Origin of the sequence: Amycolatopsis dongchuanensis (assembly GCF_039542405.1) — a bacterium.
Taxonomy (GTDB): domain Bacteria; phylum Actinomycetota; class Actinomycetes; order Mycobacteriales; family Pseudonocardiaceae; genus Amycolatopsis_E; species Amycolatopsis_E sacchari.
The window spans coordinates 314,681-331,973 of record NZ_BAABIB010000045.1 but is presented as its reverse complement, the minus strand read 5'-3'; the positions used below and the strand labels follow the sequence as shown (position 1 = coordinate 331,973).

Annotated in this window: 17 protein-coding genes; 7 read left to right on the top strand and 10 right to left on the bottom strand. The window is 72.2% G+C overall.

The annotated features are described in order from the left end of the window. Positions 1 to 26: 26 nt before the first annotated feature. Positions 27 to 812: an SDR family NAD(P)-dependent oxidoreductase gene (locus tag ABFX51_RS09890; protein WP_346053543.1), complete on the top strand. Its 786-nt coding sequence runs from the start codon at positions 27 to 29 to the stop codon at positions 810 to 812. 2 nt (positions 813 to 814) lie between these two features. On the opposite strand, the gene ABFX51_RS09885 is transcribed toward ABFX51_RS09890, so the two are convergent. Then, positions 815 to 1,459, bottom strand: coding sequence for a GntR family transcriptional regulator (locus ABFX51_RS09885; protein WP_091506964.1), 645 nt, complete (start codon positions 1,457 to 1,459; stop codon positions 815 to 817). 92 nt (positions 1,460 to 1,551) lie between these two features. Between ABFX51_RS09885 and ABFX51_RS09880 the strand changes: the two genes are divergently transcribed. Beyond that, positions 1,552 to 2,367: an NAD(P)-dependent oxidoreductase gene (locus ABFX51_RS09880; RefSeq protein ID WP_346053541.1), complete on the top strand. Its 816-nt coding sequence runs from the start codon at positions 1,552 to 1,554 to the stop codon at positions 2,365 to 2,367. Here the strand turns inward: ABFX51_RS09880 and ABFX51_RS09875 are convergent. The 4 genes from ABFX51_RS09875 to ABFX51_RS09860 all read right to left on the bottom strand — a co-directional run bounded on the left by ABFX51_RS09875 (position 2,289) and on the right by ABFX51_RS09860 (position 9,527). Continuing rightward, entirely contained in the window at positions 2,289 to 3,443 is a 1,155-nt protein-coding gene (locus tag ABFX51_RS09875) for a GAF domain-containing sensor histidine kinase (protein WP_346053539.1), read from the bottom strand. The genes ABFX51_RS09880 and ABFX51_RS09875 overlap by 79 nt on opposite strands. An 8-nt stretch (positions 3,444 to 3,451) precedes the next feature. Next, positions 3,452 to 6,940 (bottom strand): thiol reductant ABC exporter subunit CydD, encoded by a 3,489-nt coding sequence (gene cydD, locus ABFX51_RS09870; protein ID WP_346053537.1) that lies wholly within the window; start codon positions 6,938 to 6,940, stop codon positions 3,452 to 3,454. Positions 6,941 to 6,981: 41 nt separating this feature from the next. Next, the gene (gene cydB / locus ABFX51_RS09865) at positions 6,982 to 7,989 is read right to left on the bottom strand and encodes a cytochrome d ubiquinol oxidase subunit II (protein WP_346053535.1); all 1,008 of its coding nucleotides are present in this window, start codon (positions 7,987 to 7,989) and stop codon (positions 6,982 to 6,984) included. A 62-nt stretch (positions 7,990 to 8,051) separates the two neighbouring features. After that, positions 8,052 to 9,527 (bottom strand): cytochrome ubiquinol oxidase subunit I, encoded by a 1,476-nt coding sequence (locus ABFX51_RS09860; protein ID WP_346053533.1) that lies wholly within the window; start codon positions 9,525 to 9,527, stop codon positions 8,052 to 8,054. 224 nt (positions 9,528 to 9,751) lie between these two features. Here ABFX51_RS09860 and ABFX51_RS09855 point away from each other — a divergent pair, with 224 nt between their 5' ends. After that, positions 9,752 to 10,351, top strand: coding sequence for a TMEM165/GDT1 family protein (locus ABFX51_RS09855; RefSeq protein WP_346053531.1), 600 nt, complete (start codon positions 9,752 to 9,754; stop codon positions 10,349 to 10,351). Here the strand turns inward: ABFX51_RS09855 and ABFX51_RS09850 are convergent. Together ABFX51_RS09850 and ABFX51_RS09845 are read right to left on the bottom strand one after the other, a co-directional pair. Beyond that, a complete protein-coding gene (locus ABFX51_RS09850) occupies positions 10,348 to 10,977 on the bottom strand; it encodes an IclR family transcriptional regulator (RefSeq protein ID WP_091506950.1) in 630 nt (209 codons plus the stop codon). The two genes, ABFX51_RS09855 and ABFX51_RS09850, sit on opposite strands and share 4 nt — an antisense overlap. Further along, the gene (locus tag ABFX51_RS09845) at positions 10,974 to 11,828 is read right to left on the bottom strand and encodes a hypothetical protein (RefSeq protein WP_281245170.1); all 855 of its coding nucleotides are present in this window, start codon (positions 11,826 to 11,828) and stop codon (positions 10,974 to 10,976) included. The genes ABFX51_RS09850 and ABFX51_RS09845 overlap by 4 nt, the downstream gene beginning before the upstream one ends. Before the next feature lie 184 nt (positions 11,829 to 12,012). On the opposite strand from ABFX51_RS09845, the gene ABFX51_RS09840 reads away from it, so the two are divergent. Further along, positions 12,013 to 12,786 (top strand): DUF2470 domain-containing protein, encoded by a 774-nt coding sequence (locus ABFX51_RS09840; RefSeq protein ID WP_346053529.1) that lies wholly within the window; start codon positions 12,013 to 12,015, stop codon positions 12,784 to 12,786. A gap of 49 nt (positions 12,787 to 12,835) precedes the next feature. Here the strand turns inward: ABFX51_RS09840 and ABFX51_RS09835 are convergent, their stop codons facing one another. Then, a complete protein-coding gene (locus tag ABFX51_RS09835) occupies positions 12,836 to 13,297 on the bottom strand; it encodes a PPOX class F420-dependent oxidoreductase (protein ID WP_346053527.1) in 462 nt (153 codons plus the stop codon). Here ABFX51_RS09835 and ABFX51_RS09830 point away from each other — a divergent pair. The 3 genes from ABFX51_RS09830 to ABFX51_RS09820 all read left to right on the top strand — a co-directional run bounded on the left by ABFX51_RS09830 (position 13,296) and on the right by ABFX51_RS09820 (position 15,966). After that, positions 13,296 to 14,111, top strand: coding sequence for a CPBP family intramembrane glutamic endopeptidase (locus ABFX51_RS09830; RefSeq protein WP_346053525.1), 816 nt, complete (start codon positions 13,296 to 13,298; stop codon positions 14,109 to 14,111). The two genes, ABFX51_RS09835 and ABFX51_RS09830, sit on opposite strands and share 2 nt — an antisense overlap. A gap of 10 nt (positions 14,112 to 14,121) precedes the next feature. After that, the gene (locus tag ABFX51_RS09825) at positions 14,122 to 15,324 is read left to right on the top strand and encodes an arginine deiminase (protein ID WP_346053523.1); all 1,203 of its coding nucleotides are present in this window, start codon (positions 14,122 to 14,124) and stop codon (positions 15,322 to 15,324) included. A gap of 93 nt (positions 15,325 to 15,417) precedes the next feature. Next, positions 15,418 to 15,966, top strand: a complete 549-nt coding sequence (locus ABFX51_RS09820) for a ferritin (RefSeq protein WP_091506937.1) — start codon at positions 15,418 to 15,420, stop codon at positions 15,964 to 15,966. Positions 15,967 to 15,972: 6 nt separating this feature from the next. Here ABFX51_RS09820 and ABFX51_RS09815 read toward each other — a convergent pair whose 3' ends face one another. Further along, a complete protein-coding gene (locus ABFX51_RS09815; RefSeq protein WP_346053521.1) occupies positions 15,973 to 16,800 on the bottom strand; it encodes a hypothetical protein in 828 nt (275 codons plus the stop codon). Then, on the bottom strand, positions 16,797 to 17,291 hold the full coding sequence (locus ABFX51_RS09810) for a SigE family RNA polymerase sigma factor (RefSeq protein WP_091506931.1): 495 nt from the start codon (positions 17,289 to 17,291) through the stop codon (positions 16,797 to 16,799). Before ABFX51_RS09810 ends, ABFX51_RS09815 begins: the two co-directional genes overlap by 4 nt. Positions 17,292 to 17,293: the final 2 nt, after the last annotated feature.

Sequence of the window (17,293 nt, the reverse complement as noted above, 5' to 3'; positions counted from 1 at the left end):
GAGCCTCGAACTACCAGGGAGGGCACGTGTACGAGTTCCGCGGCACGACGGCGATGGTCACCGGGGCGTCGAGGGGGCTGGGCCGGGCGTACGCCCTCGAACTGGCCGCGCGCGGCGCGAACCTCGTGCTCGTCGCCCGGTCCGGCGCGGCACTGCGCGAACTCGCCACGACGATCCGCGACCGGCACGGCGTCCAGGCCGAGGCGATCCCGGCCGATCTCGCCGTCCCTTCCGCGGTCGATGCGCTGGCCATGCCGGTCGACCTGCTGCTCAACAACGCGGCCTACGGTCCGGTCGGCCCGTTCTTCGGCCGCCCGTTCGAGCAGAACCTGCGTGCGGTGGCGCTCAACGTCACGGGCTTGATGACGCTGACCCACCGCATCGGGCGGGAGATGCTGACGCGGGGCTCGGGCGGCATCATCAACGTCGCCTCCACCGCGGCCTTCCAGCCGATGCCCTACCAGGCCGGTTACGCCGCGACGAAGGCCTTCGTCCTGTCCTTCACCGAAGCGCTCGCCGAGGAGACGCGGGGCAGCGGGGTGCGGATCATGGCGGCCCACCCGGGAGCGGTGGACACCGGGTTCTTCGACGGCACCACCGCCACGATCGACCCGCGCTTCGCCGATTCCCCCGAATCCGTCGCGGCGAAGACGCTCGACGACTTCGCCCGCGGCAGGACCGTTTCCTACCCCGGCCGTCTCGTCCACCGGGTGGCGACGTGGGCGCCGCGGGCGTTGCCGCGCCGCACGGTCACCCGCATCACGGGAGGACTCAACCGGCACAACGGGTTGCACGAAGCCGCGGACGTGTGACGTCAGGGGCGGATGACGTCGCCGTCGGCCTCGCGGAGCGCCTTGATCACGCTCTCCAGGTGCGCCCGCGCGGCGGCCTGGGCGCGCTCGGGGTCGTGTGCGCAGATGCCGTCGATGATCGCGAGGTGCTCGGGCAGCGAGACCGACGGGCGACCGGGGCGCATCGCGAGGCGGAACTGGTGCCGCACGCTCTGGCCGCGCAGCCGTTCCAGCACCTGCGCGGCCGTGCGCTGCCCGCTGATCTCCCGCACCCGCAGGTGCAGCCGCTGGTTGAGCGCCGAGTAGCCGACCACGTCACCGCCCGCGACCGCCTGGCGCATGTCCTCGCCCAGCTGCCGCAGCTCCGCGATCTCCTCGTCGCTGATCCGCTCCGCCGCCTTCGCCGCGCACAGCGCTTCGAGCATCATCCGCACTTCGGAGATCTCGACCGCTTCCTCGATGGACACCGCCCGCACGCGCGCGCCCCGGTTCTGCACGCGCTCGACGAGCCCCTCGTTCGCCAGCTCGATCAGCGCGGCCCGCACGTTGGCGCGGCTCGCGGAGAACTGGGCGGACAGGTCGGCCTCGACCAGCCGCTGATTGGGCACGAACTCGCCGCGCACGATCGCGTCGCGGATCGCGACCACCACCGGCTGGTCCTCGCTCACTGTTCCCCACTCCTCGCCGACGATTGTTGACAATATTGTCGCAGCTCTCGTCTAATCGGATCGTAGTGCCTGACCACCCCGAGGAGCCCGCTATGTCCGGAACGCCAGTCACGATCGCCGTCCTCGGGCTCGGGGAGGCCGGCGGCGCGCTGGCACGGGACCTCGTCGCCGCGGGTGCGGTCGTCCGAGGGTACGACCCGGCCGTCGCGGCCACCGACGGCGTCGTCGGCACGTCGTCCGAGGCCGAAGCCGCCGAGGGCGCCGACCTGGTGCTCAGCGTGAACAGCGCCTCCGCCGCCGTCGACGCCCTGCGTGCCGGACTGCCGAGGACGACCGGGATCTGGGCCGACCTCAACACCAGCTCCCCCGGGCTCAAGCGGCAGCTGGCCGGGATCGCCGGGGAGGTGCCGTTCACCGACATCGCGATCATGGCGCCCGTGCCCGGTCGCGGGCTGAAGGTGCCGATGCTCGCCAGTGGCCCGGCGGCGGAGCGGACCGCGGAGATCCTCACCTCGCTGGGTGCGTCGGTCGACGTGCTGCCGGGCGAAGCGGGGCTGGCCGCGGAACGGAAACTGTTGCGCAGCGTGTTCTTCAAGGGCATGTCGGCGGCCGTGGTCGAGGCGCTCGAAGCGGCACGGGCGGCGGGCCTGGAGGACTGGCTGCGGGAGATCATCGTCACCGAGCTGACCAATGCCGACAAGTCCACTGTGGACCGCCTGGTGACCGGTTCGTACAAGCACGCCAAACGCCGCACCGACGAAATGGCGGCCGCGGCCGACATGCTCGGCGAACTGGGTGTGCCCGCGAACGTCGCCGCGGCGGCCCGCGATCAGCTCGCGCGCTTGTCCGGCTCCAGCGGCAGGTCGAACGCCACCAGCGTGCCCAGGCTCGGCGAGGAGTTGAGGTAGAACTTCCCGCCCGCGCTCTCCGCTCGCTCGGCGAGGTGCCGCAGCCCGCGCGTCGCGACACCCTGCGGCACGCCGGAACCGTTGTCCCGCACGCGCAGCCGCACCTCGTGCGCGTCACGGTGCAGGGTCACGCGCGTTTCGCTCGCACCGGAATGCCGGACCACATTGGACAGTGCCTCACGCAGCGCGGCGCGGATGTGGTCGGCCCGCTCGGCGGGGATGTCGGCGAACTCGCCGGACAGCTCCAGCGTGGGCGGGTAGCCGAGCAGCTCCTCGGCGATGCGCACCTCGTCGCGGGCGGACTCGGCGAGGTCCGTGCGCGGCGACTGCTCGGGTTCCGGCGCGGGCGAGCGCAGGCTGCGCACCGTCCCCCGGATCTCCTCGATGGTCTGGTCCAGCTGGTCGATCGCCTCGCCCAGCCGCGCGGCGTCCGTGCCCGCGAACCGCTTCCGCATCCGGCGCCGCACGCGGTCCAGCTGCATGCCCGCGGCGTACAACCGTTGCACGATGACGTCGTGCAGCTCGCGCGCGATCCGCTCGCGTTCCTGGTACAGCGTCACGCGGTGCCGCGCCGTCGCGCCCTCCGCGAGCGCCAGTACCACGCCGACCTGGCCCGCGAACGCCGTCAGCACCTCGACTGTGCCGGGTGAAAAGGCCTCGCTGCCACGCTTCCGGTACACCACGAGCGAACCGAGCACCCGGCCGCCGGCACCGAACGGCGCCGCCGCGAACGGGCCGTAGTCCCGCAGCTCACCGGGCACGTGCGGAGCGGTGCGCGGGTCGACGGTGAAGTCCTCGGTCACCACCGTCTCGCCGCCGCGCGCGACCTGGCCCGCCACGGAATCGGCGGGCAGCAGCAGGCCGCGCAGGTCCTTCGGGTGCGAGCCGTACGCGGCCTCGACAGACACGCTGCCGTCCTCCGCGCGCACCATGACGAGCCCGAGGTCGGCCTTGGCCAGCTCCGCGGCCTTCTGCACGACGGAGGCGAGCACGGTGTCCGGCTCGTCGCCGGACAACGCGGCGGTGGTGATCTCGGTGGCCGCGGACAGCGCGTGGGCGGCAAGCGTCGGTTCCATGAGCGAGGTCAAGAGTAGACGCCTTCCGGTACCCGTGCCGTCACGTGACCGTCCCGCACCTCCAGCACGAGGTCGGCGTCGGCGGCTTCCCCGGGGTGGTGCGTGACCTGGACGACGGTGCGGCCGGCGAGTGCCTCGCGCAGGTTCGCGCGCAGCTCGCGTGCGGTCGCCTCGTCCAGGTGGGCGGTCGGTTCGTCGAGCAGCACCAGGCGTGCGGTGGGAGCCGCCACGAGGGCGCGGGCGAGCGCTAGCCGCTGCGCCTGCCCACCGGAGAGGCCGCTGCCCCCGCTGGTGAGCACCGTGTCGAGGGCCAGCTCGGGCAGGCACGCCACGCGCAGGGCTTCGGTGAGGCGCGCGTCGTCGGCGTGGGGGTCGGCGAGGCGCAGGTTCTCCGCGACCGTGGTCGACACCAGTTGCGGGTCCTGCGGTGCCCACGCGACCTCGGCGGGGACGACCGCGCTGCCCCGCACCGGCCGCAGGAAGCCGAGCAGCGCCGCCAGCAGCGTCGACTTCCCCGCGCCCGACTCGCCGATCACCGCGATGCGCGTGCCCGCCGGGATCTCCAGGTCCACGCCCCGCAGGACGGGAGCGCCGCCGGGCCAGGCGAAGTCGGCATCGCGCAGGACGACGTGGTCGCCGTGCTCGGGCGTTTCAGCGGGCGGGACGTCGAGGTCCAGCCGCGCGCGGGCGTCCCGCAGCGTGTCCCAGTGCTGGGCGACGGGCGGCAGCAGCGCGAGCACCTCGCCGAGGGCGAGCGGCACGAGCGCGACGACCGGAACCAGCGCGGCGTCGATGCGGCCGACCGCGAGACCGGTGCTGACGATCGCCGCCAGGCCGGTGAGCAGCACGATGAGCCCGTCCGCGGCCCCGGCGCCGAACGCCTGCCGCCGCGCCTGGCGGACCAGTTCGGCGTCGGTGGCGGCGAGGTCCTCGCGCCGGGCACGGTAGCGGTCGAAGGCGAGCAGTTCGGCCGCGCTTTCGAAGAGCGCCAGCACTTTCGCAGCGACCGCGCGCCGCCCGTCGGCGAGTGCCGCGGTGGCGCGGCGGGCGAGGTGCAGTGCCAGCAGCGGTGCCCCGACGGCGCCCAGCAGCACGGCGACGGCGAGCACCAGCCCGGCCGCGGGCAGGACGGCGGTCTGCACCACGACGGCGGCGATCAGCACGGTCCCCGCGACCAGGGGCGGCGTGAGCACCCGGGGCAGGAGGTCGCGGACGGTGTCGACGTCGGCGACCAGGCGCCGCTGGCTTTCGCCGTGCCGCAGGCTGTGGGCCGGGCCGAGCCGCACGAGCTTTCGCCACAGGTCCACGCGCAACCGCCCGGCGATCCGGAACGCGGCGTCGTGCGTGGTCAGGCGTTCCGCGTAGCGCAGCCCCGCACGCGCGAGCCCGAACGCCCGAACCCCCACGACGGCGACGGTCAGTGTCAGGATCGGCGGCTGCTCCGCGGCCTTCGCGATGAGCCAGCCCGAGGTGGCGGTCAGGGCGAGCCCCGCGAGGAGCGCCAGCGCGCCGAGCCCGGCACCGCCCGCGAACCGCCGGTCGACGAGGCCGCGCAGGCTTCGGCGCGGGGTGCCGTGTGCCGATCGCCTGCCGATGGGCGCGTGCGAGCTCCGGCTCCCGCCCGCCAGCCCACTCCCGGCGAAACCGCGCAGGCTCCAGCTCTCGGCACCGCCCGCCGACCGCCTGTCGACCGGCGCGCGCAGGCTCCGGCCACCGCCCGGCAGCCGACTCCCGGAGAGGCCGCGGCCGCTTCGGCTCTCGCCATCGTCCGCCAGCCGACTCCCGACGGGCGCGTGCACGCTCCCGGGTGCCTCCGCCGCGGGCACGACCACGTTCCCTTGTGCTGCAACAGCTTCCGGTCGCTCGTGGGCGGCGATGACGATCGCGGCGCCACGGCTGCGCGCGGTCTCGATCGCGGACAGGACGCGGGCGGCGTTGGCGGCGTCGAGGTGTGCGGTGGGTTCGTCGAACAGCAGCAGCCAGGCGTCCCGCCGGGCGAGCGCCCGCGCGACCGCGACCCGCTGCCGCTGGCCGAGGGAGAGCTGGTCCAGCCGGGCCGACTCCAGCCCTGCGAGGTTCAGCTCGTCGAGCAGTTCGGCCAGCAGCTCCTCGGGCTCCCCGGCCGACTTCCCGAGCGCCCCGGTCAGCTCCTCGGGCGCCTCGCTCAGCGGCTCCTCCGGCAACCCGGGAAGCCGCTCGGGTGCTCCGGCCCACTTCCCAAGCGCTCCGGCCAGCTCCTCGCCCACGGTTTCGCTCGTGAACACCGGGTTCTGGGGCACCCACGCCACCCGTTGTCTGAATGTTGACATCTGGATGTTCGGGAGGTCGACATCCGAGATGGTGACATGACCTGCCGCGGGCCGGACGAAGCCGAGGAGTACGGCCAGCGTCGTCGACTTCCCGGCACCGCTTGGCGAGCGCAGCCACGTGATCTCGCCGGGGCGGACGGTGAACGACTCGCCGTCCGGCGCGAAGCCGTTGCGCCGCAGAACCTTCAGCCCTTCGACGCGGATCTCGCCGGGCTCCGGCACGACGGTGCCCTCGGGGAGCACCGGCTGCGCGAGCACGTCCGCCACCCGGCGCACCGCCTCGACGCCGTCCTCGCTGGCGTGGAACGCGGCACCGACTGTGCGCAGCGGCTGGTAGCACTCGGGCGCGAGGATCAGCACGCCCAGCCCGATCGTCAGCGAGAGGTCCCCGCCCACGAGCCGGACCCCGATGAGCACCGCGACGAGCGCGACCGACAGCGTCGCCGCGAGTTCCAGCACGAAGGCCGACGAGAACGCGACCCGCAGCGTGCCCACCGTGGCGCGGCGGTGCCGGTCGGAGACCAGGCGGACCGTCTCCGCCTGCGCCTCCGCACGGCGGAAGGCCGCCAGCACCGGCAACGCACGCACGAGTTCCAGCAGCTGCCCCGAAAGGCGGTGCAGGGCGTCGGTCGCGGCGGCCGAGCGCTCGGCGGTGTACTTGCCGACGAGGATCGCGAACACCGGCAGCAGCGGCACGGTCAGCGCGATGATCACGGCGGAGGGCCAGTCGGCGAACAGGATCGCCGCGCCCGCGCCGAGCGGGACCACCGCCGCCGTCACGAGCGCGGGCAGGTATTCGGTGAAGTACGCGTCGAGCGCATCCAGCCCACGGGTGGCCAGTGCGGTCAGCTCGGCGGGGCCGCGGCCCGCGATCTCCTCCGGGCCGAGGCGCACCGCGTGGTCGACGACCTTCGCACGCAGCTCCTCCTTCGCTCCGGCGGCCGCCCGCGCGGCGACCACGCGCAGCCCCCACGCGACCAGCGCACGCGCGGCGACCACACCCAACAGCACGAACAGCACGCCGACGTGCCGCCCGGCGACGACCGACGCGAGCAGGAACGCCTGCGCCACCAGTGCGGCGGCGTTGAGCAGGGAGAGCACGGCGGCAAGGGCGAGCGCCCGGCGCGCGGCCGCGGACAAGGCCGGCAGCGCGCCGAGCGGTCCCTTTCCCCGTCGCACTGCGTCCATTGTGGACGCTTTGGCGGGAAGGGTGGTGCGACCGGGAAAGCTCATGGGGTGTGCACCGGCGGGATGTGCGCTGTGCTGATCCGCTTGCGGAACACCCAGTACGTCCAGCCCTGGTAGACGAGCACCGCGGGCGCGCCGAACGCCCCGATCCACGTCATCACCTCCAGTGTGTACGGGCTCGACGAGGCGTTGTGGATGGTGAGCGAGTTCGCCGCGTCCACTGTGGACGGAAGGACGTCCGGGTACAGCGCCCCGAACAACGTCACCACGGCGGCCGCGATCGTCACTCCGAGCGCCGCGAACGCCTGCCCGTCACGGTCGACGACCAGCCTCCGCCACGCCGTCACCGCGCCGGCCACGGCGATCACCAACGGCACCAGCGTCCACAGCGCGCCCTCGCGGAGTTGCACGACCACCAGCAGCAGCACCAGCGGCGCGAGCGCGACCGGCAGCATCCGCACGGCCAGCAGCCGCGCGCGTTCCCGCAGCTCACCGCTCGTCTTGAGGGCCAGGAACGCGGCCCCGTGCACGAGCGAGAACCCGACCACGGCCAGCGCGCCGAGCAGCGTGTCCCACCGGACCGCCTCGAACGCCGAGCCCACGCGGTTGCCGTGCGCGTCGAGCGGCAGCCCGAGCACCGTCGTGGTGAGCAGCAGGCCCACGCCGAGCGGCGGGATCCACGAGCCGAGCACGATCACGCGGTCCCAGTTGCGCCGCCAGCGCTCCGAGTCGACCTTGCCCCGGTACTCGAACGCCACCCCGCGCCCGATGAGCGCGAGCAGCACGAGCAGCAGCGGCAGGTAGGCGCCGGAGAACAGCGACGCGTACCAGCCGGGGAAGGCGGCGAACGTCGCACCGGCGGCGACGATCAGCCACACCTCGTTGCCGTCCCACACCGGGCCGATCGTGTTGATCAGCACGCGCCGCTCGGTGTTGTCGCGGCCGAGCACCGGCAGGAGCATCCCCACGCCGAAGTCGAACCCTTCGAGGAACAGGTAGCCCAGCCAGAAGAGCACGATGACGCAGAACCACAGGGTCTCCAGGCTCATCGCGACTCCTCCTCACAGTTGTCCACAGGCTTGTGCACAGATATCCCTAGTTGTCCACAGGTTCAGTAGGCGAAGGACAGCGACTCGGTCTTCGGTTGGCCGTCCTTCGGCGGCAGGACGCCCTCGACCCCGCCCCGCACGTACTTGCGCATCAGGAACAGCTCGACCACCCCGAGCACGGCGTACAACGAGGTCAGCGCGAGGAGCGACGTCCACACCTCGCCGGTGGACAGGTTCGACACGGCCTGCGCGGTGAACATCCACACCCCGTCCACCCCCGACGGGTTCGGCACCACGACGAACGGCTGGCGGCCCATCTCGGTGAAGATCCAGCCGGCGCTGTTGCCGATGAACGGGGTCGCGATGCCCAGCAGCGCGAGCCGCGGGAACCACTTCGAATCGGGTATGTGCCCCTTCCGCGTCAGCCACAGGGCCAGCACGCCGATTCCCGCCGAGATCGCCCCGAAACCGATCATGATCCGGAAGCCCCAGTACGTGACCGGCAGGCTCGGCGTGTAGTCGATCGGCTTGCCCGCCAGCTCGCCCAGCGCCGGGTCGTCGGGGTAGTTCGTCCCGTACTTCGCCTGGTACTGCCCGACCAGGTCCTCCACGCCCTTGACCTCGGTCTTGAAGTCGCTGTGCGCGAGGAACGACAGCAGCGCGGGCACGTTGAACGTCTTGACGTCCTCGCAGTTCTGCTTCGACACGTCGCCGATCGCGATGATCGAGAAGCTCGCCGGCTGCTCGGTGTGGCACAGCGCCTCGGCCGAGGCCATCTTCATCGGCTGCTGCTCGAACATGAGCTTGCCCTGCGTGTCGCCGGTGATCGCCAGCGCGGCGAAGGCCACCACGCCGACCCACCCGCCGAGCCGCAGCGACGTCCGCCACACCGAGCGGTGCTCGTCGTCGCCGTTCCGCTTGCGCCACAGGTGCCAGGCCGCGACGCCCACGATGAACGCGGCGGCCACCGAGAACGCCCCGGCGATCGTGTGCGGGATCGCGGCGAGCGCCGTGTTGTTCGTCAGCACCGCCCAGATCGAGTTCATCCTCGGCCTGCCGTCGACGAAGTCCACGCCGACCGGGTGCTGCATCCAGGAGTTCGCGGCGAGGATGAAGTACGCCGACGCGATGGTGGCCAGCGAGAACGCCCACGCGCAGGCCAGGTGGACCCGCTTCGACAGCCGGTCCCAGCCGAAGATCCACAACCCGAGGAACGTCGACTCGACGAAGAACGCGACCAGGCCCTCCATCGCCAGCGGCGCGCCGAACACGTCCCCGACGAAGCGCGAGTACGCGTTCCAGTTCATCCCGAACTGGAACTCCTGCACGATGCCGGTCACGACGCCCATCGCGAAGTTGACCAGCAGGAGCTTCCCCCAGAACTTGGTCATCTTGTAGTACCGCTCGTGCCCGGTCCTGACCCAGGCCGTCTGCATGCCTGCGACGAGCACCGAGAGCCCGATCGTCAGCGGAACCATGAGGAAGTGGTAGACGGTCGTGATCCCGAACTGCCACCTCGCCAGCTGGAGCACATCCACGCTGTCCAGCCTGCCCGCGCGCGGGGGCCGCCATCAGGTCCCGGGGTCCTGATCTTGGCGGGACCTAGGTCCCGGTCGGGCGGCGCGGCACGGGACAAAATTGATTTCGGCACACCGAAGAAAAAGTTTGGCGGACGCTTCCCGGGCAATTCGCGATTCCGATCTGCTGGCCTTTTCCCCGCTTTCCCCTTTATCGTTGCAGTGAAAGGGGTGCAGTAACCGACATGAGTACCGCGCTGCTGGCGCTCGTCAGCACGTTCGCACTGGTCCTGGCCGTGGAGCTACCCGACAAAACGCTGGTGGCGACCCTCGTGCTGACCACCCGGTTCCGGGCGTGGCCCGTGTTCGCCGGGGTTTCCGTCGCATTCGCGGTGCAGTGCGTCATCGCCGTGTTGTTCGGGCACGTGCTGACCCTGCTGCCGGAAAACGCGGTGGCGGGGGTGGTGGCCGCGTTGTTCGGTCTCGGCGCGTTCATGTTGCTGCGCGAAGGGTTCTCCCGGCGCGGGGAAGGCGACGAGGACGCCGTCCGCTCGGGCCCCGCCCCCGCGACGTTCCTCCGGTCGGCCATGACCTCGTTCGGCGTGCTGTTCGCGGCCGAATGGGGCGACGCCTCCCAGCTCGCCACCGCCGGCCTGACCGCTCGCTACGGGCAGCCCGTCGCGGTCGCCATCGGTGCCTTCGCCGCACTGGTCGCGGTGGCCGGGCTCGCCGTGCTCCTCGGCAGCAAGATCCGCAGCCGCATCCGCCCGCACCTGCTGCAGCGGGGCGCCGGGTTCGTGTTCGCCGCCCTCGCGCTCGTCGCGCTCTGGCAGACGGTGGCCTAACGCAACGCGGCGGCCAGTCCGGCGGCCGCCTCGACCACCTGCGGCCCCACGGTGTCCGCCTTCACCGGCCCCAGTGCCAGCACACCCACGCTCGCCCGCAGGCCCGGCACCCCGCGCACGGGGGCCGCCAGCCCGGTCACCCCGCGCTGGACGTCGCCGCTGGACACGGCCCAGCCCCGGCCGCCCTGCCGCAACCCCAGCGCCTTGCCGGCCGCACCCGCGCCCACGGGGTGGCGGGTGCCCACCCGGTAGGCGACGTGCACGGTGGTCGAGGACGGCTCCGCGACGGCGACCACCTCCATCTGGTCGCCCTCCGCGAGCGACACGTGTGCCGTCGCGCCGGTCCGTTCGGCCAGCGCCCGCAGCACCGGCCGCGCCACCTCGCGCAGCTGCGGCACCACCTGCTCGGCCAGCCGCAGCACGGCGACCCCCAGCCGCACCTTGTTGCCGTCCCGCCGCACGAGGCCGCGGTCACCGAGCGGCACCAGCAGCCGGTACACGGCCGCCCGGCTCGCGCCGATGGTGTCCGCCAGCTCGGAGATGGTCGCCGCCTCGTCACCGGCGTCGGCGACCGCCTGCAGCAGGGCGAGGCCGCGCTCCAGGGTCAGCGACCCTTCGGCCGTCACAGCAGCCCGAGCGCCTCGAGGTCGGCGATCGGCTCGACGAACGTCGCGGAGGCGTACGACGCGAACAGCGCCCGCACCGCCTTCGCGGCCGGTTCGGACAACCCGCGGGCCTCGTCGGCCAGCTGCTGCCCGTCGGTCGAGGACAGCGCGCCCCGGACGTCCCCGCCGGACAGGCTGCGCGCGACCGCCACCAGCAGGTTGAGGAAGCCGTGGTGCGCGATGCCCGTCTCCGGGTCCTCGTGCCGCACCGCGCGGTGCAGGCTGTTGGTGGCCTTGAACGACGCGCCGGGCGCGCCGCTCAGCACGGCCAGGAAGTCGGCCACCTCGTCCACGCTGGGGAAGTTCTCGCTCGACACGCCACCGCAGCGGATCTTCGGCCAGCTGCCGTGCTCGATCACCTTGCGCACGCCGTCGAGCCAGCCCACGCCCCGGCGCGGCTCGACCACGCGGATCACGTCCTCCGGCACGAACTCCGACACCCGCTCCAGCCACACCTCGTCCACATCGGACGGTGCGGGCATCTCGACCATGCGCAGGGACAGCAGCTCGCTGCGGGACTCGACGATGGAGATCGCCTTCGGCACGCCGCCGAGCCCGGTGTCGATGATCAGCGACAGCGGCAGCGGCTCCTTCGGCTTCACCTTGATCAGCTCGGTGATCAGCTCCGGCAGGCGCGAGGCCTGGCACAGGAACACGCCGAGCATGCCCGCGCGCTCACCCGCCCTCGCGTCGAAGTGCGCCCGCAGCGCTTCCGGCATGGTCGCGGTCCCCGGGGGGAACAGCGCCGAGTCGTCGACGAGCCGCGCGAACAGGGGAGGGATTCCGCGAGGGCCGGGGGGCGTGAGTTCCACAGCGCTTGACACAAGGGACACGCTAGTAGCGTACGACAGCCGGACAAACGGGTCCGCAGGGCGGACATCGCCCTGACCGCGCCGTGCTCCGCGCGCGACATCCCCGTTACCCCGGATGGGCCAACGAGATCACTTCCCCTTTTCCCCAAGGCAGGTTAGGCTCACCTAACTAGGAGGTGGCCTCGTGACCCAGACTTCCCTTCGCCGTCCGCCCGCACCGGCGCCCGCCGAGCGGGCCAAGACGATCGCGACCCGCGACTGCCCCGGCACCCTGGTGCCGACCGCGCAGAGCGGCGAGCGGGTCGTGCCCGTGCTGCACCACGTGCACGCAGGCGGCAGCGTCAGCATCGTGCTGCCCGACGAGCACCCGCTGCTCGCCCGCAGCGCCGACGCCGAGGTCGCGGTGATGTTCGAGCTGGCCGACCACGCCCCCGTCGACCTGCGGGAACCGGTCCGCGGCCTGGTGTGGATCACCGGCTGGCTGCGGCCGCTCGGGGACGCCGCGGCCCGTGCCCGGGTGGTGGCCATCGCCGAGACGCGCCCGGACCCGCGGCTGCTGGACGTCGGGCACGGCGCGAGCCTCCTGCGGCTGACCCCGGCGTCGATCGTGCTCGCCGACGCCGAGGGCACCCACTCGCTGCGGCCGCACATGTTCAGCGCGGCCTCGCCGGACCCCTTCGCGCACTACGAGACCCAGTGGCTGCGGCACCTGGAGACCGAGCACGCGGACGTGGTCGAGCAGCTCGCCCGGCACGTGCCGGAGGAGCTGCGGGGCGGCCGCATCCGGCCGCTGGGGCTGGACCGGTTCGGCCTGCGGTTGCGCGTCGAAGCGGACTCCGGCGACCACGACGTCCGCCTCGCGTTCTCGCGCCCCGTCACCGACCCGGCCCAGCTCTCCGGTGAGATCCGCCGCCTGCTCGGTTGCCCGTTCCTCGCGGGGCAGCGTCAGAGCGACTGAGGCCAGCCGCTTCCCCACCACCACCCTTGAACGGACACGCTTCGCGTGGCTAAACCAATCCTGCGGGAAATCCGCCCGTCGCGATCGGGCCCCAGCGTTCGATCGTCACGCGGATCAGGCTCTTGCCCTGCTTCCGCATGGCCTCGCGGTACTCGTCCCAGTCCGGGTGCTCACCGGAGATGCAGCGGAAGTACTCGACGAGCGGTTCCACCGCGTCCGGCATGTCGATCACCTCGGCGGTGCCGTCGAACTGCACCCACGCGCCGTTCCAGTCGTCGGACAGCACGCACGCCGAAACGGCCGGGTTGCGCCGGATGTTCACCGTCTTCGCGCGCTTCGGGTAGGTCGACACGACGAAGCGGCCTTCCGTGTCGATGCCCGCGGTGACGGGCGAGAGCTGGGGCGTGCCGTCCGCCCGGGTGGTCATGAGGATCGCGCGGTGCCGCGGGCGCAGGAACTCCAGGAGCTCTTCACGCCCCACGCGGTCCGCCGTCGCTATTTTCGGTGCCATGAGCACCGAAGGTAGCGTCGCCCGCGACTGGCTGCGCCCGGAGCGCCCGGACCGGCCCGCGATCGTGGACGACGCGGCCGAGCGCCGCCGCATCAAGGCCGAACTGCTGATCGTCTTCGGCATCACGCTCGGCCTGTCCGGCGCCCGCAGCCTGTTGTCGCTGCTGGACTCGCTGCTGCAGCCGACCCCCCTGAACCAACAGCACGTCGCGCTCAACGCACCCCAGGCCGCGCTCAACCTCATCGACCTGCTGGCGCAGCTGCTGGGCGTCGTGCAGCTCGTCGGCTGGGGCGCGCTGGGCGGCTACCTCCTCGTGCGCGCGGGGCTCCGGCTCACGTCGGTGGGCCTCGGCTGGCGCGGGCGGGACGCGCTGTGGGGCGCCGGGCTCGCGGCGCTGATCGGCATCCCCGGCCTGGCGCTGTACTTCGTCGGCTGGAAGCTCGGCTTCAACCTCGCCGTCGCCCCGTCCACCCTCGGCGACACCTGGTGGCGGCCGATCGTGCTCGTGCTCTCGGCGTTCGGCAACGCCTTCGCCGAGGAGATGCTGGTGATCGGCTACCTGCTGACCCGGCTGCGGCAGCTGGGGTTCCGGGAGAACAGCGCGGTGCTGGCGGCCGCCGTGCTGCGCGGTTCCTACCACCTCTACCAGGGCTTCGGCGGGTTCGTCGGCAACCTCGTGATGGGACTGGTGTTCGGGCGCGTGTGGCAGCGGACGAACCGGCTGTGGCCGTTGATCGTCGCGCACACGCTGCTCGACGTGGTGTCGTTCGTGGGTTACTCGTTGCTGAAGGGGCACGTGTCCTTCCTGCCGTAGGGTGCGGAGCATGACTGAACCCAGGGTGGACAGCGAGGTCGGGCCACTGCGCACCGTTCTCCTGCACCGGCCGGGCAACGAGCTCAAAAGGCTCACCCCCCGCAACAACGACCAGCTGCTGTTCGACTCGATCCCGTGGGTGGACCGCGCGCAGCAGGAGCACGACGCCTTCGCCGAGGTCCTGCGCGGCCGCGGGGTCGAGGTGCTGCTGCTGGTGGAGGTGCTGAAGGAGGCGCTGGAGGACGACCGCGCCCACGCGGCCGGGGTCGGCGCCGCCGTCGACGAGCTGCGCCTGGGCCGCACCCTGGCCGACTCCCTGCGCTCGTACCTGTCCGGTGTGGACGCCACCACGCTCGCCGAAGTGCTCACGAGCGGGCTGACGTTCGAGGAGCTGCCCGCCGCCGAGGGCGCGTCGCTGGTGCGGAAGATGCACCACCCGCACGACTTCGCGGTCGACCCGCTGCCGAACCTGCTGTTCACGCGGGACTCGTCGGTGTGGATCGCCGACCGCGTCGCGATCTCGTCGCTGGCCATGCCTGCCCGGCGCCGCGAGACGATGCTGCTGGACCTCGTCTACGCCTACCACCCGCGGTTCCGGCACGCCGCCCGCGCGTACGGCGCCCACTCCGCCCCCGTCGAGGGTGGTGACGTCATGCTGCTCGCTCCCGGCGTGCTGGCCGTCGGCGTCGGCGAACGCACCACCGCGGCCGGTGCCGAGTCGCTGGCGCGGTCGGTGTTCGCCGACGACCTCGCGCACACCGTGCTCGCGGTGCCCATCCAGCAGGAACGCGCGACCATGCACCTGGACACCGTGTGCACGATGGTCGACCGGGACGCGGTGGTGATGTACCCGCTGGCCCGTGACTCCCTCGTCGCGTTCACGATGCGACCCGGCGACGACGGCTCCCTGTCGGTCAGCGGGCCGGAACCGTTCCTGCACGCCGCCGCCGAGGCCATGGGCATCGAGAAGCTGCGGGTGATCGACACCGGCCTCGACCCCGTGACGGCGGAGCGCGAGCAGTGGGACGACGGGAACAACACGCTGGCGCTCGCGCCCGGCGTCGTGGTCGGCTACGAGCGCAACGTCGAGACCAACGCCCGCCTGGAGGAGGCCGGGATCGAGGTGCTGGCGATCGCCGGCTCGGAGCTGGGTTCCGGCCGGGGCGGGCCGCGCTGCATGTCCTGCCCAGTGGTGCGCGAGCCCCTGGGATAAGGAAAGCCTCACCTGAAACAATTGAGGAAAGGCTAACCCAAAATAGGTTCGCCTTTGTCGGAGAAGTGTTTTTCCGGCCCTTATTATGGGTGCATGGCCATCCTCAGGAAAGAACCGCGTTCGAAGTTCTACGAACTGCTCCAGCAGCAGGTGCGGCACGAGTTCACCGCGTCGCAGCAGTACGTCGCGCTCGCGGTGTGGTTCGACAACGCCGACCTGCCCCAGCTGGCGAAGTTCTTCTACCGCCAGTCGCTCGAGGAGCGCAACCACGCGCTCGCCATCACGCAGTACCTGATGGACACCGATTCCTACGCCGGAATTCCGGGCACCGGCGAGATCCGCAACGACTTCACCGAAGCGGTGGAGCTGGTGGAACTCGCACTCGAGCAGGAGAAGAGCGTCACCGCCGATTTCCGCGCGCTGATGAAGGCGGCCCGCGACGAGGACGACTACCAGGGCGAGCAGTTCCTGCAGTGGTTCCTCAAGGAGCAGGTCGAGGAGGAGGCGACGATGAGCACGCTGCTCAACGTCGTGCGCCGCGCGAACGGCAACCTGTTCGAGGTCGAGACCTACCTCGCCCGCGAAGGTCTGGGCGACGGCGGCTCCGCCGATCTGCCCCCGGTGGCCGGCGGGGCGCTGTAGCCCGTATCAGCAGGTCGCGGGACCGACGAGGAGCAGAGCCGCCACGCGGTCCCGGTCGTCCAGGAGGAACACGTAGTTGCTCGACGGGCCGGCCGGGACCGTGTACCCGTTCGCCGTCTCGACCAGCTTCGGGTACGCGGCCTCCAGGTCGTCCTTGTCCGAGCCGAGCCCGATCCTCTCGGGGGTGCGCGCGCCGCTCGCCTCGAAGCCCACGATGCCGCGGGTGTCGGAGATGGTCACCGTGCGGATGCCCGCGGCGCCCTCGGCGAGCGCGTACGTGCCGCACGGCTCCGGCGGAGCGGCCGTCCTCTCCAGCATCCCCGTCCGGACGGCCACGTCGAACGGCATGCCGAGCGCGAGCTTGCCGTAGCCCTCGGGGCCCAGCACGGGCGCGGTGAGCGTCTGCACGGACTGGCTGCGCGGGACGGACGTGCTCGCGGGCGAGGACACCGACGAGGTCCGGCCGGGCGACTCGAGCGCCGTCGAGCCGGACGCCGTGCCCGGCTCCCGCCCCGCGACGGAGCTGCCGGGCTCCACGACACTGGGCGACGGCGAGTCCGCGGACGGGAACGTCGAACCGCTCGACGTCGGCTGCCGCACCGGGGCCGCGGTGTCGGTGTGGGGTGCGCGCACCTGGCCCAGCACCAGGCCGAGTGCGACCAGCACCACGGCCGTGAGCGCCCCGCCGGTCGCGGTCAGCGCCCGGCGCCGGGCCCGGACGCGGCGGGCGCCGGCGAGGATCGTGGCCGGCGCGTCGTCCCGCGGGCGCACGTCGAGCCGCTCGTCGGCGAACAGGCGGCGCAGCTCGGCGTCCAGCCCGTCCTCGTCGGTCAACGCACTTCCCTCCCGCCTGCGATCCGACCGCGCAGGTTCGCGATCGCCTTGCTGGCCTGGCTCTTCACCGTGCCCTGGCTGATCCCGAGCGTCTGCGCGATCTCCACCTCGGACAGTCCTTCGTAGTAACGCAGCACGATGACGGCACGTTGCCTCGGCGGCAACTCGCGCAGCGCCTGCCACAGCGGTTCGTGCTCGAACGGGTCGGCCGGGGGCTCCACGCGCCCGTCGGGCACGTCCGCGACCAGGTTCTCCTTCCTGGTCCGCCGCCAGCGGCTGACGTGCGCGTTCGCCATCGAACGGCGGACGTAGGCGAGCGGGTCGCCGGTCTTGCGCTGGACGTGGGTCCACCGCGAGCCGATCTTCTCCAGCACGGTCTGCACGAGGTCGGCCGCGTCGTGGGGGTTGCCGGTGAGGGCGTGCCCGTACCGCAGGAGCCCGGACAGGTGGGTGCGCACGAACTCCTCGAAGTCCGTGAGCTGACCCGTCATCG

What these genes read in the sequence shown, in the direction of transcription:
- ABFX51_RS09875 (WP_346053539.1), bottom strand. Translation starts at nt 3,443, where the DNA reads ATGGAACCGACGCTTGCCGCCCACGCGCTGTCCGCGGCCACCGAGATC.
- cydD (WP_346053537.1), bottom strand. Translation starts at nt 6,940, where the DNA reads ATGGACGCAGTGCGACGGGGAAAGGGACCGCTCGGCGCGCTGCCGGCC.
- ABFX51_RS09835 (WP_346053527.1), bottom strand. Translation starts at nt 13,297, where the DNA reads ATGGCACCGAAAATAGCGACGGCGGACCGCGTGGGGCGTGAAGAGCTC.
- ABFX51_RS09820 (WP_091506937.1), top strand. Translation starts at nt 15,418, where the DNA reads ATGGCCATCCTCAGGAAAGAACCGCGTTCGAAGTTCTACGAACTGCTC.
- ABFX51_RS09810 (WP_091506931.1), bottom strand. Translation starts at nt 17,291, where the DNA reads ATGACGGGTCAGCTCACGGACTTCGAGGAGTTCGTGCGCACCCACCTG.
- ABFX51_RS09880 (WP_346053541.1), top strand. Translation starts at nt 1,552, where the DNA reads ATGTCCGGAACGCCAGTCACGATCGCCGTCCTCGGGCTCGGGGAGGCC.
- ABFX51_RS09855 (WP_346053531.1), top strand. Translation starts at nt 9,752, where the DNA reads ATGAGTACCGCGCTGCTGGCGCTCGTCAGCACGTTCGCACTGGTCCTG.
- ABFX51_RS09825 (WP_346053523.1), top strand. Translation starts at nt 14,122, where the DNA reads ATGACTGAACCCAGGGTGGACAGCGAGGTCGGGCCACTGCGCACCGTT.
- cydB (WP_346053535.1), bottom strand. Translation starts at nt 7,989, where the DNA reads ATGAGCCTGGAGACCCTGTGGTTCTGCGTCATCGTGCTCTTCTGGCTG.
- ABFX51_RS09830 (WP_346053525.1), top strand. Translation starts at nt 13,296, where the DNA reads ATGAGCACCGAAGGTAGCGTCGCCCGCGACTGGCTGCGCCCGGAGCGC.